Source organism: Microbulbifer sp. SE14, assembly GCF_059834885.1.
The window spans coordinates 101,435-125,553 of record NZ_JCBAJA010000014.1; the positions used below are offsets into that span (position 1 = coordinate 101,435).

Below are 24,119 nucleotides of genomic sequence, written 5' to 3' on the forward strand. Positions count from 1 at the left end.
GGCTTTGGCGAATCGCCATCAATACACTTCTCCGCAATCATGGTGAAGTCAGGGGCTCGGAATGATACGCGCGATGCAATAATTCCAGGAAATCGGGCGCTTCTGGCAGGGATACGGGCCCGATCCGGCTAACCGCCACACCCGGTGTCCAGGAATTCATAACCACCGCACCGGCCAACTCCGGCAGATCGGCAAGGGTTATGTCCTGAACCCGCTGCGGAATATCGAGACGTTCGAGCTGGCGACGCAGGATACCCATAGTCGTGCCGACAAGAATATCAGCCCGCGGCCACACCAGCGCCTCGCCATCCCAAAAAGCCAGATTCCAGATAGTCCCCTCACTGAGACGGCCCCGGCGATCCACAAAAGCGGCATCATCAAATCCTTTCCTGGCTGCCCGGCGTAGGAAGTGGGTCTTGGCCACCTCACCGACATGTTTCACGTCGGGAAGAACTCTCTCGTACTCGATCGCCGCTAGTTCTAGTGGCCCCTGCGGAGCAGACGCGGGCGGGCCGGTGCGTACCAGTATTTCCGGCTCTGCATCGACCAGTCTGAACTCCCCCGCGGGCTCGTAAACAGTGGCCGTCAACGAGAGGTCCGCTGGACCTTCTTTCAGCACCGCACGCAGGCAGGACAGCACCCTCTCATCGGGCAGTACCCGGCCGAACATTTCCTCCGAAGCGGCCCTCAGCCGCTGCAGGTGCAGATCCAGGCCACGGATCTTGCCTTCGCGCACCTGCATGGCTGTAAAGTGGGCATAGCCCGCAAACGCGAGCGGAGCCAGTTCCTCAGCGGTGGCCGTACGGCCATTTCGCTGCGCAACGAAAGAAGTAGTGGAAGCCGACATAGAATTACTCCTGAAATTTTGCGCCGCATCCCGGCGCGCCCCTTATCAATTTGTGTAACTATCTGCCATTGCCATGCGTTTGAAAAACAAGTATTTTTTTGCAAATCATTAAATATGACTTGAAGACCAATGAATCGGATGCTGCCGGGTACACGGGCTCTTAGAACCTTTGAGGCGGCGGGGAGACACTTGAACTTCACCCGCGCCGCCGACGAACTGGGATTGACTCCGGCGGCGGTCAGTTACCAGGTCAAGGAGATCGAAGAGCAGCTGGGTTTCACTCTTTTTTCGCGTACCAGCCGCAACATCCAGCTCACTCCGGCCGGCACCGTCCTGTTCGAAGCCGCCGCCGATGCGCTGGGCAATTTGCAACGCGCCACCAACCGCGCGCGCAGGGTGGCCCGGGGATCGACCGAGCTTAGACTGTCACTGGGCGCCAGATTCGCAACCAACTGGCTTCTGCCCAGACTGCCGCAATTCAGGGCGGCCAACCCGGCTGTGGAGCTGACCTTTGACATCACTGACCGGGTGCGTGATTTCGCGACCGACGATGTAGATATCGCCATCCGCTTCGGCAGAGGCAATTACGAAAAGGCACTTTCCGAGCGCCTGTTTGACACAGCCGTAATTCCCGTCTGCAGCCCGAAGCTTCTCGAATCCGGTCCCAAGCTAGAGGAGCCGCGGGATCTCTTCCAGCACACCCTCTGCTACGTGGATTGCGTAACTGACGGAGTAGTCTGGCCCAACTGGCCCATGTGGATGGCCGCTGCCGGTATCGATGGCTTTGAAGATAGCGGCTGCGTCGGCTTCGACGATTCAAATCATGTCGTACAGGCAGTATTTGACGGCGCCGTCGTAGGGCTTGTGGAATTGGCGATGGTTGCCAACGATCTCGAGCAGGGCCGCTTGGTGCGCCTTTTCGATATCGATGTCAGTGTGGCTCGAGACTATGCCTATTATCTCGTCTATCCCGAAAGCGCCCGCAAGGATTCTCGGGTATGTGCTTTCCGCGACTGGATACTCAACGAGGTCAGGGCGCAGCTTCAAGTTTGATTTGAATTTAACCGCTCATTTCGAAATTACTCCCAGAAGAAATCAAGCTCAATTCTCTTATGGGCAATCCAACAATTCACGATCAGTTTTGCCGATTTGAATTTGGGGAGGGACTGGGTAAGTCTTAATGGGACGTCGAAAGTAGTGACGATAGCTGAAGATTGTGAACCCGCCATCGTAGGCGGGTTCGCAGAGGATGCCTGGAGCAATCTCCGGCAGGGATTCTACGATATTTGCGCAGGGATTGCAGGGCCGAAGGCCCGTGAATGCATGGAGCAGCCCATGGCCGCCCCGCCGCTCCTACAGGGAGGATCAGTGGCTTTTTGCAGCCACTGATCCCGTTTATGCTCACTGCCAGGCTGCAGCCCTGGTGTCATTCACCTGCGTCTGCTGTTCTCCAGTCAGGGTGATGACACCGCCCTGGGGAACCCCGATTGATGTCATCAACTCGGCCAGGCTATCGATATTGGCCAGCGGCAACTCGGCACCGGATTCCGTCGCAATCACCTCGATGGCGCCCTCCGCCGACTGCCAGTAGCGGACCTGCACCTTCTCCGGGCCCGCCAGCAGGTAGATATCCAGCTGGCTGCCATTTTTCACCAGCCAGATATCTTCCGCCGCTATGGCGCCCTCAAAAAGCAGCCGGTCATCAGCGCTGGAACCGGCATCGGTCACCGTATCCACGCCGTCGCCGCGGGCGAAGAGATAGATATCGGCACCGCCGTTGCCCTGCAGGGTGTCACTGCCCTCGCCGCCGCGGATCATGTCGTCGCCGGCGGAGCCGAGCACCGTGTCATTTCCCTTGGCCGCATCTATTTCGGCAATACCGACCAACTGGGTTCCGGAGAAATCGAGGGTATTGTTGCCGGTGGTGCCCTGGATCTTGTCGGCACCGCCATTGCCGTTGATCCTTTCGACCGTATTGGCCCCGGAATAGGATGCCAGGCGGATCAGGTCGTCCCCGGCGGTGCCGCGTACCTCGTCCGCCCCCGCACCGCCGGAGTAGCGGTCGTAGCCGGTGTCTCCCGGAGTGATCAGGAAGAGGTCGTCGCCGCCCTCGCCGTAGAGGTTGTCGCTGCCGATACCGCCCTCGATCACATCGCCGGCCTGGGAGCCGTAGAGGGTGTCGTTACCCGCGCCGCCATCGATCAGGGCGACATCCACCAGGGCGGTGTTGCGGAAATCCAGGGTATTGTTGGCAGAACTGCCGAGGATCCGGTTGCTGCCGACCTTGCCGTCGATAATCTCGACGGTGGCATCGCCGGAGAAGACGCTGAGACGGAAGTCGTCGTCGCCGTCGGTGCCGATCAGGGTATCCGAGCCTTCGTCGCCCTGGTAACGGTCGTAGCCGCTGTCACCCGGCGAGTGCACGAAGATATCGTCGCCGGCGCCGCCGTAGACGGTATCGCTGCCGGCACCGCCCTCTATCATATCGCCGACCTCGGAGCCGTAGATGGTGTCGTTACCTGCGGCACCGTGAATCGAGGCGATATTCACCAGTTGGGTACCGCCGAAGTCGAGCGTGTTGTTGGCACTGGTACCGAGCAGGCGGTTCTGGCCTTCCCTGCCGTCGATCAGCTCCACCGTGCTGGCGCCACTGAAAACGCTGAAGATCATATCGTCGTCTTCCGCGCTGCCCAGCAGCCGGTCTGCACCATTGCCGCCGCTGTATTTGTCCGCACCCGTATCGCCGGCGCTGAACAGGAAAGTATCGTCGCCGTCGCCGCCCACCAGGTAGTCGCTGCCGGGCCCGCCGATGATGGTATCCGCCAGCGGCGAGCCGTAGATGGTGTCGTTGCCGCTGTAGCCGTCGATGGAGGCGATGCCGATCAGCTCGGTCGCGGAGAAGTCCAGGGTGTTGTTGGCAGTGGTGCCGAGGATACTGTCGCTGCCGCCCTGGCCGTCGATCACCTCCACCGAGGCCTCGCCCGCAAAGACGCTGAAGCGGAAGACGTCGCCGCCGGTGGTGCCCTGCAGCGTATCCCTGCCCTCGCCGCCGCGGTAGGAATCGGAACCGGTGTCGCCGGCAGTGAGTTTGAAAATATCGTCGCCGGCCTCGCCGTAGACGGTATCGCTGCCCAGGCCGCCCTCGATCACATCGGCACCCAGGGTACCGTAGATGGTGTCGTTGCCCGCGGCGCCGTCGATCAGGGCAATATTGACCAGCTCGGCATTGCGGAAATCCAGGGTATTGTCGGCACTGGTGCCACTAATAGTATTGGAACCGGCGCCGCCGTCGATACGCTCCACCGTCGCCGCGCCGCTGAATACCGACAGGACGATACTGTCGTCCGCGGCACTGCCCAACAGGGTGTCGAAGCCTTCGCCGCCGTCGACGCGGTCCGCGCCGGCCTCCCCCTCCAACACAAAGGTATCGTCGCCGCCGTTGCCGTACAGAGAGTCGGAACCGCTGCCGCCGAGGATGCGGTCCGCGGACTCGGTGCCGTAGACGGTATCATTGCCGGCGCCGGCATCGATCTCGGCAATATTCAGCAGCTGAGTCTCGCCGAAGTCGAAGGTGTTGTTGGCACTGGAACCGAGAATGCGGTTGTTGCCGGCACCGCCGTCGATAATTTCCACCCGCGCCTCGCCGCTGAAAACGCTCAGGCGAATCTCATCGTCGCCATCGGTGCCGAGGATGCGGTCGCTGCCCTCGCCGCCGCGGTAGTGATCGAAGCCGGTATCGCCGGCGGTGAGCAGGAAGGTATCGGCACCGCCATTGCCATAGAGCTTGTCGGAGCCCAAACCGCCCTCGATCATATCCGCGGCCGAAGTACCCAGCACCGTGTCGTTGCCGGCACCGGCGTCGATCAGGTCGATGGAAACCAGCTGGGTGTTGCTGAAGTCCAGGGTGTTGTTGGCGGAGCTGCCCAGGATGCGGTTGTTGCCGCCGTCGCCGTCGATCACCTCCACGGTGGCGCTGCCGGAGAAGACGCTGAAGCGGAATTCGTCGTCGCTCGGGGTGCCGACAATCCAGTCCTCCCCCGCACCGCCGTCGTAGCGGTCGAAGCCGGTATCGCCGGCGGTGAGCAGGAAGCGGTCGTCGCCTCCCTCGCCGTAAAGCTTGTCGCTACCCGGGCCACCGACAATGACATCCGCCGCACTGGTACCGTAGAGGGTATCGTTGCCGGCGCCGGCATCCAGGCGCGCGATATTCAGCAGACTGATGCCGCGGAAATCCAGCGTGTTGTTGGCGGAAGTGCCGGTAACGAGATTGGTGCCGGCACCGCCGTCGATCTGTTCCACCCGCGCATCGCCGCTGAACACGCTGAAGCGGAACCAGTCGTCGCCGTCGCCGCCGATCACCTGATCGAAGCCAGTACCGCCCTCGACGCGGTCGGCACCGGCATCGTTGCCCTCGATATGGAAGATATCGTCGCCGGCGTTGCCGTAGAGCTTGTCGCTGCCGGCGCCGCCGATAATCCTGTCATTGGCGGAACTGCCGTAAATCGTATCGTTGCCGGCCAGGCCATCGATAAAGGCGATATTGAGTAGCTCGGTGTTGGAGAAATCCAGGGTGTTGTTGGCGTTGGTGCCGTAGATGGCGTTGTAACCGCCGGCGCCGTCGATCCGCTCCACGGTCGCCGCGCCGCTGAACACGCCGATGCGAATGGCGTCGTCGCCGCTGCCGCCCTGCACCTGGTCGAAGCCGTCGCCGCCATAGAAGATGTCGGCATAGCCGTCGTTGCCCTCGACGATAAAGCGGTCGTTGCCGCCCTCGCCGTAGAGTTTGTCGGCACCCGGCCCGCCGATAATGGTGTCGTCACCGTCGCCTGCGTAGATGGTATCGTTGCCGGCCTTGCCGTCGATGGTGTCGGCACCGGCGGTACCCTGCAGGGTGTTGTTGCTGTTGTTGCCCTCCACATTGGTCTGGGATTCGCCGGGCTCTATGTCCCAGGAGAACTTGGCGAAATCCAGCGGCTGCGCGGCCGGGTGGCGGATCACCACCGTCTCGTTACTCAGCGCGCTGCCACCGGAGGGAATATCGCTGAAGGTCAGGCCGTTGCCGCCGACAATCGCCGCGGAATAGTCCAGGTCCGGGGACGGCAACAGGGTCAGGCTTGCACTGGCATCCACCAGTCCCGCCCCCTGGTTGTCCAGCTGGGCCCGGTAGTGGGATTCCACATCCCCGGTGCCGCTCACCGGCAGCTGCTGCTCCAGTGAATAATTGCAGATAAACAGTGTCTGGCCCGCGCTTTCGCTGTCCCTGTTGACGAACGACAGGCTGTCCAGCAGGTAGCCGCTGTAGGCGGGGTCGTCGCTCTGCGCCGGCTGGAATACCAGGCTGAAGGGGCTGTCCCCGTCCACGGCGCAGTCGTCCAGGCCGCGCAGCTGGATCACCTGGGGAATATCCCAGTTGTCCTCGGAAAACTGCAGGTAGTTGTCGCCGAGAATTTCCGCCTCGGAGGCATCGGAAAGCGACAGGTTCAGGGTCAACGTGGTACCGGCCAGCAGCGGCTGGTCCAGGCTCACCTCGACGCCAGCGATTGTGGTACCCGCCTCGTCCGTTTCCAGCGCGGTCAGCGGCGTGGCGGTGATGCGTTTTGTCTGCGACGGCACGGTGATAGTGCAGCAGCCGCTGGCAGTCACCGTGGTTTCGCCGTCGGTGATTTCCGCTTCCAGGCTGTAGTTGCCGGGCAGCAGGCCGGACACATCCCACAGGTACTGGTCAGCGGTGCCGTCCTCGTCCTCGGCGATATCGCCGACGATCAGCGTCCGGCCGCTGCCCTCGTAGAGGTAGTAGAGGGATACGCTGGCATTGCTGTCCGGGTCGCTGTCCTGCCACTGGATCAGCAGTTGCGGTTCGCTGACGGTGACCGCGCTGTCGGGCAGCACCAGGGCAATCTGCGGCGGGTCGTTTACGCCGTTCTCATTGATCGCGAACTGGTTCACCTGGCTCCAGTCGCCGGGCGTGCCCTTGACGTCTTCGGCGCGGGCGCGCCAGTAGTAGTGGCTGTTATCGTTGAAGTCGAAGCCCGGCGCCCACTGGGTGGAAGCTTGCAGCCGGCTCGCCACCAGCAGAGTCAGTGCCGCGTCGGAATAGACCTCGAAGCGGTACTGCACCGCATCGCCGTCGGGGTCCGCAACCGGATTCACTTCAAACAGCGGGCGCAGGTTTTCCACCACCGCGCCGGCGCCGGGGTTTTGCAGGCTGGGCACCGGCGGTGCGGCATTGTCGGTATCCACCTGGAAGCTGGCGCCGACCCAGTTGCTCTGCACCTCGCCGTCGCTGGCCTTGGCGCGCCAGTAATAGGTCACGTCCTCCTGCAGCCCCTCGGCAACCCAGGCGGTCTCGCCCTGCCCCGCGGCCACCGGGCCGGAGGAAATCGCGGCACCGCTGTCGAAACTCGCCACTGTGTCCAGCTCGAAAGTGTAAGTGAGCGGCTGTTGCTCCGGATCGCTCGCGTTGCCTACCCGCAATTCCACTCCGCTATTCGGCAGCCAGCTGAATACGCCATCGGAGGGAGAAACGATCGACGGATCCGTGGGCGCGTCGTTCAGGGTGCTGACCAGGAAGCTGCCGATTTCGCTCTCCGTGCGCGCGCCGTGCTCGTCCTCTACCCAGGCCTTCCACACATAGGCGTTGTCCTCGGCGAGCGGGTTCGGAACCTGCCACCTGGTCTGGAAGTTGCCGCCGGGCAGCAGTCCGTTCACCGACGCGATCGGCGTGTCCAGATCGGACTCGTGAAAGAGGTCGAAGCCGTAGGAGAGCGTATCCCGGTCCGCGTCGAAGGCGTGAGCCACGATCAGTTCCGGGCGGGTGGCTGCGACCACCGCGTTGATTTGCGGCGCGTTGATGGCCGGCGCCGAGGGCGCGTCGTTGGAGGTGTTGATAAAGAAGCGGCTGGACTCCCAGTTGGAGGCCACCGGCACATCGCCGCTGCCGGCTTCCACCACGGTGATCGCGCGCACGCGCCAGTAGTAGAGTTTGTTGTCGGCAAACGCCTGCCCCGGCAGCAGCTCGCCGGCGGCCACCGCCCAGCTGGTGCTGCCGCTGCCCTCGGCCACGGTGGCTTCCGCCACCCTGGTCACCATCGCCTGGTCGGAATAGAGTTCGAACTGGTAGGCGACTGTCAGCTCCGGGCCGTGCTCGCCGTTGCTCACCACCAGGGTCGGCAGCAGCTCGGCGACGCCGTCGAGGATTTCGGCATCGAACACCGGGCTGGCAATCTGCGGCGCGCCCGGTGCCACTTCCGGCACCGTCGGATCGCTGCCCACTTCCTCTTCCTGGGCATCGCTGCGGCCGTCCTCGTCGTAGTCGCCGCTGCCATCCCGGTCCAGGTTGCCGAAGTGCTCCATCTCCCAGGCATCGCTGAGGCCATCGCCGTCGGTATCGCCGGCGGGGTTCACCTTCAGGTTCACCGAGCGCTCGCTGGAGAGGGCGCCGTCGGAGGCGGTAAAGGTCACCGCATAGCTGCCCGCCTGGCCGATGGCCGGCTGCCAACGGAAAACACCGGTGCCGTCGCCGCCGTCGGTAAAGGTGGCGCCGGACGGCAGGCTGCTGGAGGACAGCTGCGGCACAGTGCCGTTCGGGTCCGAGGACTGCACCAGGAAGCCGATCTGGCCGCCCTCGTGGCTGTTGCGGTCGAGAATCGCCTGGATCACCGGCGGCTGCGGCAGTTCGGCGGAGTCGACAAAATGGAGCGTATAGTCGGCGCTGCTGTCGTAGTCGAAGACGTTGATAAAGTAATCGAAATCCACCTTGTTCTCGGCGCGCTTTTTCGACAGCCAGAAGTTGTTCGGATTCAGAGATTTGCCGTCTCCGCGCACCACCTTGTGCAGCGCCTTGGCGCCGGCGTAGGGGTCGGATACCTGGATATAGCCGAAGCCTTCCTGAGCGCCGCCGCTCAGGCTGCGCGTGCCGCCACTCTCGCCGCCGAGGGTGTAGGAGAGGGCCGCCACCTGGGCGCAGCTTTTGCACAGGGGCAGGTCGGCGCCGGTGTTTTCGCTCTCGTAGAGGTAGAAGCTTTCGTCGGCGCCGTAGGCGAGGAAGTCGAGCACTGCATCCCGCCCCGGCAGATCCACCAGCACATCCTCCACCAGCAGGTGCGCATTGGTGGCCTCGATCAGCGAAGTCAGCTCGCCACCCAGCTCGTCGGCGTGGGTAAAGCTGGCGGAAAACTCGGTAAATTTGCCGGACAGGGTGGACTCCATCACCCAGCGCCCCGCCTTCATGCTCTGCGGCGCTATCTCGCCGAAATTGATCAGCAGGCTGGGCTCCGCCGCCTGGTTCTCCACGAAACTGTTGGTAATCGTGAAGTCGATGGCCAGGCCCTGCTCGTTGTCGACGATTCGGGGCTGGGCCGATTCGATCTTGAGGTTGTTGGCGGCGCCGTAGCCGCTGTTGTCGATACGCACACCCAATGTATAGGGTTCCGGCGGCTCTATCTCGGTGGTAAAGGCATCGTCGCCGACTACTTCATGGGTCAGGAAGTAGTCCAGGGTCATCAGAGGCTGCGGCTTGACCACAATCGAGTCCGGCGCCACCTGCACGACTTCCTCCTTGCCGCCGTAGGCATAGGAAAGCGTCGCGCCGACGAAAAAGAGTTCGCCGTTGTCGGTCTGGCCGGCAGCGTTGGCGGTGGGCACTATCAGCCAGCGGAACTCGCCCACATTGCCGGCATTGATCACACCGTCGCTCACGGCGCCGTCGTCGCCGGTGACCAGGGAATTGACGTTCTGGGTATCGTCCACACGGATAAAGAATGCCGCATCGCTAGCCGAGGTGTCGGAAGTGGCGGTGACCGCATTGCCGTCAGCGTCGGTAAAATTCACCGAAATGGCGATATTCTCGATGGAATAGGTATCCAGGCTGTTGGTAATGCGCATGATGGCCTCGAAGCCCTGGCGCTCCAGTGTCAGCTCCTGGAGGATTTCTATGCGCACCTCCGCGCAGAGTGCCTCCTCCTGAGCTGCGGCGGCCGGTGCGCCCAGTGCGCAGATCCAAAACGCGGCCAGTATCCCCCAACGCTGCAACATGATTCCTATTCCCAAAAATGTCTTATGTTTCAAAATCTGTTTATGTTCATGACCTCGATTAGCGGTCATATGACCGCCAAAATAGGTCTTTCTTCTATTCGTCGCCCAACCTGGGACGCCCCGGCCGACGGTGCTCGATGCGCAGGCCGACCCTTCGTTCAATCTCGTCCACAAAGCGGCTGTTGCCAGTCAGCTGGTTTCTCGACCAGGCTTCACTCAAAAACGCCAGTTCATCCGCAGACACTCCGGCCCGAACAAACTCCCAGTACGCCTCTATCCGCTCTTTACCGTTCCGCCCGAGGCGCCTCAGTTCCTCATGGCTGTCCAATTCAAACCCTTTCTCTGCCCCGATCCTCGCCCTGTAGCTGGACCACTTGTACTGCCTTGGTCCGCGCACCATGCCCGCACGCACCGGATTCAGTTCAATATAGCGACAGCAGGCGAGAAAGTATGTGTCCGCCTGCACCACACTGGCCTTGAAGCGCCCCTCCCACAGGGAGCCCCTGCGCCCCTCCAGCTTGTTCACATAGGCCGCCTGGCGCCCGGCGAGCCGTTTCATCAACAGGGAGACGGTTTTCGGCCGATCCCCCGGCTCCACCAGTAGGTGTACGTGATTGGTCATCAGGCACCAGGCGTAGAGCTTTATGTCCAGCTTGTCCTTCCACTCGAACAGGTTGTCGCGGTAATACTGGTAGTCCTCGTCCGCCAGGAACACCGGTTCCCGGTTGTGGCCCCGCTGCACTATGTGATGGGGCATATTGGCCAGCGGTATTCTGGCCTTCCTTGGCATTGGTCTTCTCTCGTTAAACGGCGCCCTGAGGCATGTTTAAAGAGGTGTCAAAAATAGATCTGTCCCCTTTACCGCTATGTGATGGGGCATATTGGCTAGCAGTATTCTGGCCTTCCTTGGCATTGGTCTTCTCTCGTTAAACGGCGCCCTGAGGCATGTTTAAAGAGGTGTCAAAAATAGATCTGTCCCCTTTACCTAGTCCCCTTTACCTGCCCTTACTTCTATTTAAACTTTATACTTAAAAAACTCACCCTCATGTGAAACAAACAAGAAGAGCCTTGAATCTAAAGATGCAATCATACCATCGCGATCACCAGCCGCTATTATCGCATCTTCCAAAGCAAGCAATACCGGAGGATCAAGAAAATCATAATATATGCATTCTTCTTTCATTTCCGAATCACTAACAACACCTTTGCACTTGCTCACATCAATATCATTCAAAAGCTTATGCGAATTCTTAACTATTTTTTTCTTTTTAAACAAAATGCCTTTCCATCGATCAGCGCGACCATCAAAGAGGACCAGATCAAGCATTTGAAACAACAACTTTTCAGCAACCTCCATCGAAGCCACTTCTGCAGTATCAAGAATCTCGTATCTATCTTTCATAATTGCACCTACCTTTTCGGATACCGATGGTGATTGTTATTTTTTGCATTATCATTTTTATTCGAATCATGATAATGACTATCCGGGTGTTTTGAATCCGGATGACGCTCTGGATTTTTGTATTTCTGCTGATCTGAATAGCGATCACGCTTACTCTTTGGAGCATCTTTCTTTGGTTGCGGCCTGGGCTTACCCTTATGAGCATGACGAGCAGCATCCTTGGCCTTCTTTCGTGTAGAGTGTTGCTTACTTTTATTTTGCTTCCTTTTAAACCTATCAAATCCCTGCTTAAACGCACCATTGCCTTTAAACCAATTCAGTGGATTTAAGCAACCTAGCGCGCAATCAGCACTAGCATCCCCAAGATCAAAACAATCATCAGTTACCCATGATGCAGCCTTCTTAAAGGCCAAGCATCGGACCATGCACCTAACAAAACCCCAAGCCAATGCCGGAACAATTTCACCAGTGGGGTCAAAATAATTATTTGGATTATTGTATGCATACGCATAATAATTCAGCGCAGACTCGAATCTTAGTGGATCTTCCTGGAGGTACCGTCCGCTACTTGGATCATAGTCTCTAAACCAGTTTTGATAGACCCCGCTTTCCGCATCGGAATACTGCCCAGGAAACCGCAAACTATTCCCAACAGTCTCTACAAGAACCTCAGCCTTCCCAAACGCCTCATACCGAGCCTCCCAAACCACAGCCCCAGACTTATCCACCATCCGCTGCGGCGTACCCAGATGGTCATTCTGGTAGTAGTAGATCTCACCGGTAGGCACCCGCTGGAACAGCGGCTCAGTCATCCACGGCATGCCCGGCTTGAAGTGATACTCCTTAATCAGGTTGCCGGACTGATCGTACTCGGCCGCCATACCCTCTTCGTTGTAGAGGAAGTGGGTAACCTGGCCGGCCTCCTTGCGGATACGCTGCCCATAGGGATTGTACCGGTACTCGCCGACGGTAGCGCCGTTCTTGTCAACGGCGATCAACCGCTCCTCGTGGTTGTAGCGGTAGCCCCAGGCAATTCCAGCCTGGACTTTCTGGGTAGTGTGGCCGTTGTCGTTGTACTGAAAGCTGGCCGGATCGTTGCCGGTAGCTGCCGTCAGTTGGTTCTGGTCGTTGTACTGCAGCTCATTTGACGAGGACGGGTTAAAGCTCTCCTCGGCAACCCCACCAATTTCATGGCCAGTCCGGTTGCCAACACCGTCGTAGCTGAACTGCTCGTCGTTCGACGCGTTGTCCAGCGGGTAATCCGCCTCGGTCAGCCGATACAGATCATCGTAATCAAACGCATATTCGCCGTGCTCGGAGGTAATCTTGCGAACATTGCTTTCGAGATCGTATTCGTAGACAGACCGAGCCTTGTCGTTGCCAGCCGAGTCTTCCAGCACCCGCTTTTTGACCCGCAGGAAGTCATCATAGCTCAGCGTGATCTTATTGCCGCCGGGCAACAGCAGCGTCTGCGGCGCCAACCAGTGGAAGTCGGTCCAAGCCAGCTGCCCTTCACCAGGGATATGCACCGCGGCCAGCTGGTTGTTCTTGTTGTAGTAATAGGTATAGGTAACGCCTTCCGGATTGGTATAGGTCTTCTTCAACCCATTGCCGTAATAGCTGTAGCTGTAGCTCTTCGAGAAGGCGATCTCCGCAGCCTGCGCTCCCTCACCGTAGTAGTCCACGGTCACCGATTCCAGCCGGTTCAGGCTGTCGTAGCTATAGGTCTCGCCGTGATAGACGATATCCGCAGTGGAATTGGAGGTATCCGCGCCCGGCGTCTGGGTATAGCCGGTGTACTGAGCTTTGGCGTTGTAGTGATAGTCCACCACCTTGACCGGCTGCGGGTTGTCCTTGTGCGCATAGACCTGCAGCTTGCTCATACGGCCCATGTCGTCGTAACTGTAGACGCGCTTCTCCTGCTGCGGATTGGTAACCGCGATCAGGTTGCCGTTGGCATCGTAGTCGTAGACCCGCTGTTTATTGGTACCGATAAAGTCGTGCTTAGTCTCGGTCTTGAGGCGATCAGCCTTGTCGTACGTGTAAACGGTCAGCCGCCCTTCCGGGTCCTTCACCTGCAGCAGGTTGTCGCGGGCATCGTAGGTGAATTCAGTTTTCTTGGTCTCGCCGTTGACCGGGTCGACGATTGCCACCAGCCGGTTCAGCTTGTCGTATTCGTACTTTTCGGTGTTCTCCAGCGCGTCGGTATCCGAGATCAGGTTGTCGCCCAGGTCGTAGCCGTAGGATCTGAGGTATTCGAGATTGTTGGCCTGCTGCTTGCTCTGCTCTATGCGGTCGCGCTTGTCGTAGCCCAGATCTTCGGCGTAGGTGGGATAGGTGATCTTTGAGAGCAGGTTCTGCTGGTAGTTGTACTCAGTGCGGTTCTGCTCGCCGTCCACGATCGCGCGCAGGCGGTTCTGGCTGTCGTACTCCAGGCCGATACTGGCGTCCTCGGCGTCGGTGATCGTCGCCAGGCGGTTGCCCTTGTCGTAGGTCAGTGCGAGTTCATTGCCACTGTCGTCGGTGACGGTCAGCGGCAGGCCGGAGGCATTGTTTACGATATGCAGGCTGCTGCCGCTGGCATCGGTGACCTTGACCAGGTCGCCGGCGGGGTCGTACTCATACTTAAAGCCCTGACCGTAGGGGGTCAGTTCCGCGAGCAGGTTGCCTACGGCGTCGTAGTCGCGGGTCCAGGTTTTCAGGCGGGCGTCGACGACGGTGTGGGCGTTGCCGTTAACGTCGTAGTCGCGGTACTCGGTGACCTTTTCCTCTGCGTCCGTGACCTTGGTGATGTTGCCGTAGTCGTCGTACTCCCAGCGGGTGGTGGCCAGGGCGGTGTTACCGGCGGTGGATTCGCCGGTAGTTTCGGTTTCCAGCTGGCCGTACTGGTCGTAGGTATAGCGGGTGATGCGTTGGTCTTCGGTGCCCACCGCTTCGGTGAGCGTGATCAGGTTGCCACGCTCGTCGTACTTATACTCGGAAATGATGCCGCGCTCGTCCCGTTCCCTAATCGGCAGGGTCAGTTGAGTGTTCCAGTCGGTGGTGGTGTAGGTTCCGTCCGGGTTTTCGGTGCGGGTGACGTTACGGAAAGTATCGTAGAACTTCTTTGTTTTCAGGCCGCGGGCGTCGGTGGTGACGCTACTGAGGATACGTATCGATGTAATATTAGGCTTGATCGCCAGTATGTTGGCGCCAGCATAACGATACTGGTCGGCAATATCTTGTTCCGTCATGTTGTCGGAGTAGCGGTATTTGGTTTCGTACTGTAGCTGGCCGCCAACCTGCTGCTTGACCGGCATACCCATAACGTTGTACCAAGTCTCGGTAACCACGCCGGACTTGTCACGCCTGGTCACTTTGTAGATTTTGTCCTGGCTGTTGATACTGTGGCCATAGCTTACCCCGGTGCCGTCCTCGGTTTCATAGCCGTTGATATGACCGTCTCCGTTGGTGGAATAAGTGATTACCCGGCCGTTGGGGTCGGTGATGCTTTTCAGGGTGCGCTTGTTGCCGTTGCCGCGAAACCGGTACTGGTAGGTCCAGCTTTCGCCGCGCACGTCGATCACTTCCACCAGTTGGCGATAGGTGAGCGGATCGGTACTGTCCTCACCGTAGTTGTACACCACTTGGCGGCCGGTGTAGTCCTCGATGCGCTTCAGCCGGTTTGTGGTGACGACGACACCACTGTTTGGGTCCTGGACTTTGTCCCAGTGGTAGGTGATGACGGTATTGCCCAGATGGTCCTTGACATGTTTTATGCGGCCGCCCTCGTACTCTATGCTGACGCGGATACCATTTCTGTCTTCGTAATAACTGATATCCCCGCCTTTGTAGAAGATCAGGTTGCCTTTTCTGTCACGCCAAGTGTAACCATTCTCATTTTTTGTCAGAGTCTGCTTCAGTAGCGAGTGATAGTTGTTACTGCTGGGCACACAGTTGAGAATATCCCGCTCGAACCCTTCCGGGCGGTAGGTCTGGTCGTTGCGAAACAGATAAAACTCATACGGCCGGCAGTTGATAGGGATGTTCAAGCTCGCCCGAGATGCGAGACCGAAACGGCCACCTCCCCCACCATTGGCGTGCCGGAACATACCCTTGCCGTATTCACGCAGCATCGCGATACGCGACTCATCCTCAAGCCCGGCCAGCGCAGCTTGCTCTTCCGCATCCAATTTATCCATTTGCTGCTTATAGGTGAGGATGGGGTTCCAGCGACTGTTCCACTCCCAGCCCGCCTTGGTCCAGCGGCGGTTCATGCGGACGTAACCGCCCAACACCTTGACCCGCATGTCCTCTAGATCTTCCATATTTTCGGAAGTAACAACACGGGGAGTGGCACTGTCGCTGGAGATGCCCGGTTTTGCGTAGACGCCCGGGGCCAGCGTCAAAAGCGCCAGGGACAGGGCGGCTGTTATTGCGATTGTCCAGTGCTTGTAAGCCGGCTGCTGATCGCGGCCAACGGCGGATGGCCGCCCCGCCGCTCCTACAGGCTGGTGCTTTTGGTCCCCGGTGTAACACTTCATTGTTGCTTTTTCCTGGTCTTGTTTTTGATGGGCACGCTTCGCTTTGCCCATCCTACAAATCTTTGGTTTTGCGTTGTTGCCGAGCTGGAGCTCGGCGTTCCCGGGGGGCGCCCTCTCCCCCGGCCCCTCTCCCGCAAGCGGGAGAGGGGAGAAAAGAGCTCGGCTCCTTTCCTAAATCATTGGGCGCTGGTGTTGTCCTTGTTGCAGTCGTCGCAGCTCGGATCCGGCTCGCACTGCAGGGTTTCCGCTTCGCCGCCGATCGGCGTGTAGCCACCGCCGTAACCGGTGCCGCTACCACCTCCTCCGCCGTAGTAGTAGCTGCCACTACCGCCACCTCCGCTACCGGAGGAACCACAGGAGCCATAGGAGGCGGTGGCCCAGTGGGTGGAGGTACCTCCGGGGACTACCTGTCCGTTCGCACACTGGCTCTGGTAGCTGACGTTGTACTGGTAGCTGTAGCTGCCGCAGCCGGCGCCGCTGGCTCCACCTTCTTCGTTCGGATTGAAGTCACGCAGGGCGGTGATGCGGTAGGGGATGTAGACCACCTCACCCGCTTCGAGAGTTTCCGGTATCTCGGCCAGGAACTCGAAGGACACGACATCGTTGCCCGACGGCAGCGTGCCCTGCACTTCGTCCGCGCGGATCAGGCCGTAGTTGGTCAGGCTGAGTTCGCCGGTAAAGACATCGCCCTTCTTCATGTCCGGCAGGGTGACGCTGATCGGGTCGAGCATCACCACCGCCACCGGCACCTGGGTTTCGAAGGTGGCTTCCAGCTTGATCTCGTAGCGGTCTTCCAGGTTGATCTCGTTCACCTGCCACTCGACGGTGACAATCTGGTTCATCAGGAAGACTTCTTCGGCGATCGTTGCACCAGGCTTGACCCACAGGCGGCCGGAGACGCTCTCGTGGTCGAAGGCGCTTACCCGGTAGGCGTAGCGGCCGGCGGGCAGGTCCTTGAGCAGGGCCTCTCCGTTGGCGTCGCTACCAATGGTGCGGGTTTCGGACAGCACCTGTTCGTTCTGCAGTTCTATCTTGGCGCCGGCCAGGCCCGGGATCAGCTGGTTGTCCTCGCCCAGGGTGGCGGTGTAGATGTCGCTGATATGGAAGAAGGCATCGCCGATTTCCGAAGTGACTACCGCGACGAACATCTGCACCGCGAAGTTGTGGCCGCCGTCGCCCTGGACCAGCAGGTGGAACTCGTAGTTGCCCTGCTCTACCGAAACATCCGGGCTGAAGGTGACGCTGATATCGCGGCTCGCGCCTATGTCCATATCGCCGAGGTTGGCGGTGCCGTCGAGGCGCACCCAGGCCGGGGCCGGGCTCTGTTCGCTGTCCACCAGGGTCAGGGTGGCATTGCGCAGCACGTCGAAGCCGGTGTTTTTCAGCGTGAAGGTTTCGGTGGTGCTGCCGCCGAGGGCGACGCCGGTGTCGATAAACGACGGCGTGGCCTTGATGACCGGGCGGCTCTCGGACAGGCGGTACTCCAGCGCAATATCCTCCAACACCTGCGCCGCGCCGTTGACGTCGGCCAGTACCTGGAAGTAGAGGAAGCCGTTTTCCGGGGCCAGGTTGTCGCCGGACAGGATCAGGTTGATTACGCCTTTCTGCTGCGGCGCCAGCTCGATGACCGAGCCCAGATCCAGGTGCAGGCCCTGCGGTATCTGCAGCTGTTCGGCGCCCGGCTCCGCCACCGACTCCAGGCGCACGTTGCTCAGTTCGCTGCCGTAGCCGGCCTTCACGCTGATGGGCACCGTCTGGTTGTAGTTGCGCGGAATATTGATATTCACCTGCCGCGGGCTGACTTCCGATGTGAGCACCGCAAATTCCCCCTGGTTCGGGCGGCCGAGGCTGTCCGGGTGGATGACGGACACCCGCCAGTTGCCGCTCTGCCCCTGGGGATCGAACTCGTAGGAGAAGTTGCCGTCGCTATCGGTGATCACCGACACCTGCCGCTCGAAGCCGCGCACTTCCATCACCAGGGTCAGCGGTACATTGCCGATGGGCGATGCGCTGCTGCGATCCAGGGCGCGGCCGCTGAGGGCGACGGTTTCCTCGGCGCTGTAGATCTGCGCCGGAGCCACCGTGGTCAGCTCGCCGTAGTAGGCGGTCTCCTGCAGCGACGCCTGGGTGCGGGTGCCGTTGCCCCCGATCACCACCTGGGTGGGCTTGCCGGTGTGGTAGCGGAAGTGGTCGATTTCCAGTGCGACGGTGACCTGGTCCGGCGCCGCCTCTGGAATCGGCACCTCTATCCAGTCGGAGACGAAGCTCTCACCGGGCTGCAGGCGCGCGACCGTCTCGCCGCTGGCTACGGTAATCACATCGCCGGTAAATTGCTGCACCGGCTGGGTGGAGAGCAGGTTGCCGTCCGCGTCCTCGATGCGGATGCGCACCTCGTCCGACGGATTGCCGCCGTTGCCGCGCGCCATCAGCACTTCGGTTTCCACAAACGAGGTGTTCTCCATGGTGAAGCGCACCTTGCCCAGGCCACCGCGGTAGACGGTGTCGGTTTCCAGGCCGAGGCGCAGGGCCGCGTCGCCGACCAGCACTTCGTCTTCCGCGCGGATAAACACGGCCTCGCCGGGCAGCGGCGACTGCTCCAGGCGCAGCTGGATATTGCTTAAAGTATCCAGCTTCTCGTAGCCGCCGATTACGATCGGTACTTCCACCAGACCGCCGGCGGCGACGGAGAAGCTGACGGACTGGTGCTCGCGCATTACGCCATTGTCGCTGACGGTGGCGAACAGCTTCACCCCGGAGACGTCACCGCTGCCGCGGTTCTGCACGCGGAAGCGCACTTCGTTCATCACGCCGCGCTTGATGGCGGTATCACCATCCTCTGCTTCGATCACTTCCACCGACAGTGCCGGCAGCAGCAGGCTGTGGCCGATGCTGGTCGCGCCCTGCTCGTCCTCGGCGATGACCGTGTAGCGGCGCTCGGCGATCGCGCCCTGCGCGCCGGCGGTGTAGCTCTCGTCCACGAAGGTGGTGGGGTTGCCGCCGTGGGGAATCAGCGCGCTGGTGATTTCCTGCAGGTCGCCGTCTTCGCCCACATAGACGCGGTAGCCGGCGATGGCGGTGCCGCTGTGGTTCCACTGCAGCTGCGGATTGCCGTCGGCATTGACCGCAATGCTGATGTCGGAGACCGGCAGCAGGCCGAAGTTCAGGTAGGCCGTTTCGCTCGGCGCCGACTCGTTGCCGGCCTCGTCCAGCGCGGTGATCACATAGGCGTGCTCGCTCTCGCTGGGCTTGGCGTCCAGGGCGATGGTGTCGGGGATGCCGGTCTGCAGCGGCGCTATGCCCTGCAGGGTTTCCGCGGTCGCGCTCTCGCCGTCGGCCAGGTTCAGGCGGTAGAGGTTGTAGGTGAGCTTGTCGACCGTCTCGCTGTTGCCACCGGCATCCAGCGCCGGCGCCTGCCAGGTTGCCACTATGCCGGCGCCGTTCAGTTCCAGCGCCAGTTCCGTGGGTACGGCGGGGGCAACGCTGTCCGCGCTGACCGCCACCGGTGCGCTCATGCCGCTCACCGCGATCTGGTCGTTGCTGCGGCGCTCGCTGGCGATAGCATAGAAGTAGTTGTCGTCAGTGGGCAGGGTGTCGCTGGTTTCGGTTTCCGACAGGCGCAGTATCTCGGCAAACTCCGCATCACTTTCCGCCTTGCGGTAGAGCACATAGCGGGCCTCTTCCACCGCATCCCACTCGAGCGCGACTTCGCCGCCCGGCTGCGCAATGGCCTTGAGGTTCTGCGGAATATCCAGCGGCGGCAGATCGCCCTGGTAGACCTGGAAATTGTTCGGCACGCGGATCTTGCTACCGATATTGTCCAGATCGTCCAGTGCCTGGTAGCTGAAGCGCAGGTTTTCCACCGCCGGGTTGCCACTGTCGTCCCGGCCGGCGCTGACCGGCAGTGCAAAGCTGCCCACCCACAGGGGGCTGCCCTGCGTGGACTGGGCATCGCGCACCAGGCTGATACCGCCCTCAAAGCCGGCAACTTCGACATTGTCGATCAGCGGCACCAGCGTTGGCATTTCACCCGGCTTGACCTCGTCGTCCAGGCGCAGCACCACTTCCACTTGCAGGCCGCTCTGTTCGTCGACCTTCAGCGGCTCGCCCGGGTTCAGGGTCAGCGCGGTGACCTCCGGCCCCTTGGCATCGATCAGCAGCGTGGTGCCCTGCTCTATCACCGTGCCGCGGTTGCCGACATCGTCATGCGCCGACAGTACCGCATAGGCGGTGCCGGAGAGCATGCCCGGTTCGATCACAAAGCTGCCGCTGTAGAGGGTGTCATCGCTGTAGTCCACACTCAGGTCCACGGCAATGGGCACGCCGCCTTCCGGCACCATGGCGAAATAGGGCTTGTTGCGCAGCGGCTCATCGAACTGAACGGTGACCTCCACGGTGCCCGGCGCGTGGCGGCCGCTGGCGGCATCCACCAGGCCATTGGACTGGTAGCTCACCTCCAGCGCGTGCGGACCTTCGCTGTCCGCCTCGGCCTCCACCAGGTTGGACAGGCTGCTCTCCGTGGCCGCCTCATTGACGGTGGTGACCGCATAGAAGTAATCGTCGTCCACCGACGGCATATCGGTGAATTTCGCATCGGTCAGCAGCTGGCTGTTCACCTTCTGCGATTCCTGCGCAGTGGCAAACGGGGAGGTGGAGCGATAGACGTTGTAGCCGGCAGTCTGGTTGTCGGCGTCGTCGCTACTCACCGCACTCCAGGACAGCGAGATCTGGCCCAGTTCCCTTTCGATGGCAGTCAGATCGGTCGGTGCATCCGGAATGGACGTGTTGAGCGTGATGGTGCGCGCGGCACTCTGCGCGCCGAAGCCGCTGCGGCCCGGGTACTCGGCCGCGGCAGTGATCAGGTTATCGCCCTCTTCCAGCGCGATCTCCACCTGGAACTTGCCGTAGCTGTCGACCGGCTCGACGGAGCCCACCGGCGTACCATTGCGGTAGAGCTGTACCTGGGTCTGCTTTTCCGTGCTGCCGTAGACGGTTACCGTCGGGTTGTTGGTCAGCCAGCCCTCGCTGGGGCTGGTGATCTGCGGCGCGGGCGGCGCGGCCAACGCTACGCTGAAGCCGTACTGGGCAATGGTGACATTTTCCCAGACGTCGTAGGCCTTGACCGTCAGGATATGTTCGCCGTCCGCCAGACTCAGCAGCGCGAGGTTGCGCCCGAAGGCGCCGCCGCTGGCGGCATATTCGGTGCCCAGCAGATTGCCGTCCAGATAGAACTCCACCCGCGCAACGCCGGACTCGTCGGCCGCTGCAATCTTGAAGCGGCCGTCCTGTACCAGCTGCGGTGCTGCAGTGAGATCCAGCAGTTCTGTACCCTGCTGGTATTCCGCAGCTTCGATAGCCGGGCCCTCGGTATCCGCCACCGGCGTGACCTCAACCGGCGTCACCACCGGATCGGAACCGCCGGAGATATTTACCGCGGCCACGGTTACATAGTAGGTAGTGCCGTTCTTCAGGCCCGCCAGGGACCAGTTGTGTTCGCTATCGGACGAGGAACCCTTGCTGCGAACCGACTTGGGCTGCAGCCCGGCAGTCGAAGCGAAGCTGCTCTCCTGCACGTAGACCGCGTAGTTCTTCAGTAGCTCGTAGGGGGCGACGCTGGACCAGCTGATTTCTATCTTGCTGCTCTTCGGTGTGGCGGCCACTGTACTCGGATTGGGCAGCAAGGTGGTGCCCGCATTGGTGATACCGGTGGAGGCGTTGCCACTCTCATCGTAGGCGTACACGCGCACCGGATAGGAGGTGGCCGGGTTAAGGCCGGTTATCAGATGTTGCACCACCGCCTGCGGATCGCCGAGGGACGCCAGCGGAATATCGTCCACCCGGCCGCTCTGGTCCTCTACAAACTCCACCTTGTAGCCGGCCAGATCGCCGGCGGAATTTCCAGACGGATTCCAGTTCAGCTGCAGGCTATCCGCGCCGGGCGCGACAGCCAGGTTGGCAATCTCATCCGGCGCTTCCACATCCACCGGCACTGCCGCTACCGAAGTGACGGACGGATTGACCAGACCCTGGGTATCGTATGCGACCACGGCGAAATGGGCCTGGGTATCCCGCGGCAAACCTTCCACGCGGAACTGTTTGGCCCCCTGCGGCACAACCGCAACTGGGGCCTTGCCGGCGATATCGGTAAAGCTGTTCGCACTTTGGTAGATGCGGTACTCGCCGATATCGTTGCCGTTGGCGAACTCGTCGTAGCTACTCCAACCCAGCAGCAGCTCGGTGCCGCTGCCGTTGGGGTCGATCGCCAGCGCCACCGGGCCGGGTGGATTGTTGTCGTAGCGGATCTCCGCCAGTGTCGGCTCGCTCTCATTGCCGGCGGCATCGCGCACTACGAAGGAGATGGTGTTGTCGCCCTGCAGCAGCGCCACCTGCGTGCTCCAGTTGGTCTCCGTAGACGCAACCACCGCCAGGCTGCCGTTGACCAGCACTGCACTGCCCGCTTCCTTGGTGCCGCTAAATACCTGGGCGTTGACGGTGGTTACGGCAGGATACTCACCCAACTCCACAGGTGCCGGCGGCGTGTAGTCCAGTACAAAATTGTAAGTGCGCTGGGTGGAGAGGTTGCCGAGCTTGTCGGCAACACGGGCCACTATCTGATACTCCCCGTCCAGGAAGGGCGCATCCGGGGTGAACTGGATCTGGCCTTCGAACAGCGCTATGGAGCCAGCCAGAGCGACGCCGTTGCGCTTCACAACCAGCGAACTGGCGTCCAGGTCTATGCCGCTGCCTTCCTCAGTAACGACCAGCGTCACATAGGGCGGCGCGACATTGATACTGCCGGTAGGGTTGGCCGCGGTAACATTCGGCGCCTTACTGTCCACATGGAAGATCAGCGACACCGGCTCAGACAGATTGCCACTCAGATCCCGCGCCACGACTTCGATCGTGGACTCACCTTCCGGCAGATAGTAACTGCCGGACCAGCTGCCGGAACCGGAGGGAACAATTTCACTGCCGTTGACCAGAATGGCCGTGTTGTCTTCGCGGCTGCCGGAGAGGGTTATCCAGCGGTTGTTGGAAGTATTGACCTCCGGTGCCAATGGCTGATCCACGACCAGTGCGACAGGAGGGGTAAAGTCGATGACTATCTGCGTGGCGAACTTGTCATCTTCCGGCTCCAGCTCTATGCCATCTTGGTCTTGATCCATGCCGCGACCGTTAGAAGCAAAAATATCAGGGCCAACTTTAAAAGTGTATGCACCCTCTGATAGTGGCTGCTCCAGCTTGACCTCAAATTGAGCAAACTCTCTCGCGACAACCTCCACTATTTCGACAGAGAGACCTGATGAGTTCAATAGCTCGAAATCGTTGACATCAACGGTTTCTATCTCAATTCCCGTAGTAAATTGAACAGAAATACTGTCAATACCTGTGTTTACATAAGCACCGACACCCAATGACTTCACTTTTGGCGCGGAACCCCGCTCCGCAAGATAAACCGTTCCAGCTTGCCCATAGTACTCGGAAGATGAATGAGCTTTGCCGCCATTGGCCTGGACTTGCGAACTTTCTAACCCCTGCAACAAATCAAAATACAGAGCCACACGACCACCACCACCACCACCGCCATTATTACCATGTCCGCCATTGGCGGAGATAAGTGCGGAATCTCCTGCGGTTAGAGTACCTACTTCAAGCCAGAGAGAGCCACCTGAACCACCTCCATTCCTGTCTCCTTGTCCATTAGCAAGAATAGAGCCGTCAAGTATAAGATTGTTTGTCTTTATACGGAGAGCGCCACCGCCTCGACTAAAAAGTGTGGAGTTATTCCTGCCCCCGACTCCGAAATCATCTGGTTGCAATTCACTACCATAAGTTGAGTTAGTAGTAGAGCCTTTCAGGCCACCTAAACCACCATAACTCCCTCCTGACAAATCTCCTACATCACTATTTGGCCCATAGCCCAACGCGTTAACATCTATCTTGCTGTTTCCGTCAATGCGGATCTCATCAGCTTCTAATAGTAAGCTTTTAGCATTAGGAGAATCGACCAAATCGCCAACGTGAGATAAAACTGCACCATTTAGTAGTGAAAGGTTATGCCAAGTTTCATCTGCGGAAACTATATACCTTATGCCTTCAACCAACAGGTCGTCATTGTAAGAATCCAGTTTTCCATCAGAGTAAAAATTAGAAGAAATGCCTGCAATTCCCTCACTAATATGTGTAGGTCCTGCAACCGTTATATTGAGGCTGTAAATAATTCTGTGTAACCGCCCATGCCGCTGGTTACTGGTGATCGACCAAGCGATCACCAAATTCGATCATAAAACGGTTTAGCGCTGGCTTCCAGTTGCGG

Annotated in this window: 7 protein-coding genes; 1 reads left to right on the forward strand and 6 read right to left on the reverse strand. The window is 60.1% G+C overall.

Annotated features, from left to right (window positions below; translation table 11 throughout):
- Positions 1-37: 37 nt before the first annotated feature.
- Entirely contained in the window at positions 38-847 is an 810-nt protein-coding gene (locus tag AC6R19_RS11785) for an aminotransferase class IV family protein (protein ID WP_500580013.1), read from the reverse strand.
- A 138-nt stretch (positions 848-985) separates the two neighbouring features.
- On the opposite strand from AC6R19_RS11785, the gene gcvA reads away from it, so the two are divergent.
- Entirely contained in the window at positions 986-1,900 is a 915-nt protein-coding gene (gcvA, locus tag AC6R19_RS11790) for a transcriptional regulator GcvA (RefSeq protein ID WP_500580022.1), read from the forward strand.
- Positions 1,901-2,248: 348 nt separating this feature from the next.
- On the opposite strand, the gene AC6R19_RS11795 is transcribed toward gcvA, so the two are convergent.
- The 5 genes from AC6R19_RS11795 to AC6R19_RS11815 all read right to left on the reverse strand — a co-directional run bounded on the left by AC6R19_RS11795 (position 2,249) and on the right by AC6R19_RS11815 (position 22,968).
- The gene (locus AC6R19_RS11795; RefSeq protein ID WP_500580014.1) at positions 2,249-9,880 is read right to left on the reverse strand and encodes a beta strand repeat-containing protein; all 7,632 of its coding nucleotides are present in this window, start codon (positions 9,878-9,880) and stop codon (positions 2,249-2,251) included.
- A 94-nt stretch (positions 9,881-9,974) separates the two neighbouring features.
- The gene (locus AC6R19_RS11800) at positions 9,975-10,670 is read right to left on the reverse strand and encodes a transposase (protein ID WP_500580015.1); all 696 of its coding nucleotides are present in this window, start codon (positions 10,668-10,670) and stop codon (positions 9,975-9,977) included.
- 225 nt (positions 10,671-10,895) lie between these two features.
- Positions 10,896-11,282, reverse strand: a complete 387-nt coding sequence (locus AC6R19_RS11805) for a hypothetical protein (RefSeq protein ID WP_500580016.1) — start codon at positions 11,280-11,282, stop codon at positions 10,896-10,898.
- Between the two features lie 8 nt (positions 11,283-11,290).
- Positions 11,291-15,856, reverse strand: coding sequence for an RHS repeat domain-containing protein (locus tag AC6R19_RS11810; RefSeq protein ID WP_500580017.1), 4,566 nt, complete (start codon positions 15,854-15,856; stop codon positions 11,291-11,293).
- Between the two features lie 125 nt (positions 15,857-15,981).
- Positions 15,982-22,968: a fibronectin type III domain-containing protein gene (locus AC6R19_RS11815; RefSeq protein WP_500580018.1), complete on the reverse strand. Its 6,987-nt coding sequence runs from the start codon at positions 22,966-22,968 to the stop codon at positions 15,982-15,984.
- Between the last annotated feature and the right edge of the window lie 1,151 nt (positions 22,969-24,119).

What these genes read in the sequence shown, in the direction of transcription:
- AC6R19_RS11785 (WP_500580013.1), bottom strand. Translation starts at nt 847, where the DNA reads ATGTCGGCTTCCACTACTTCTTTCGTTGCGCAGCGAAATGGCCGTACG.
- gcvA (WP_500580022.1), top strand. Translation starts at nt 986, where the DNA reads ATGCTGCCGGGTACACGGGCTCTTAGAACCTTTGAGGCGGCGGGGAGA.
- AC6R19_RS11795 (WP_500580014.1), bottom strand. Translation starts at nt 9,880, where the DNA reads ATGTTGCAGCGTTGGGGGATACTGGCCGCGTTTTGGATCTGCGCACTG.
- AC6R19_RS11800 (WP_500580015.1), bottom strand. Translation starts at nt 10,670, where the DNA reads ATGCCAAGGAAGGCCAGAATACCGCTGGCCAATATGCCCCATCACATA.
- AC6R19_RS11805 (WP_500580016.1), bottom strand. Translation starts at nt 11,282, where the DNA reads ATGAAAGATAGATACGAGATTCTTGATACTGCAGAAGTGGCTTCGATG.
- AC6R19_RS11810 (WP_500580017.1), bottom strand. Translation starts at nt 15,856, where the DNA reads ATGGGCAAAGCGAAGCGTGCCCATCAAAAACAAGACCAGGAAAAAGCA.
- AC6R19_RS11815 (WP_500580018.1), bottom strand. Translation starts at nt 22,968, where the DNA reads ATGGATCAAGACCAAGATGGCATAGAGCTGGAGCCGGAAGATGACAAG.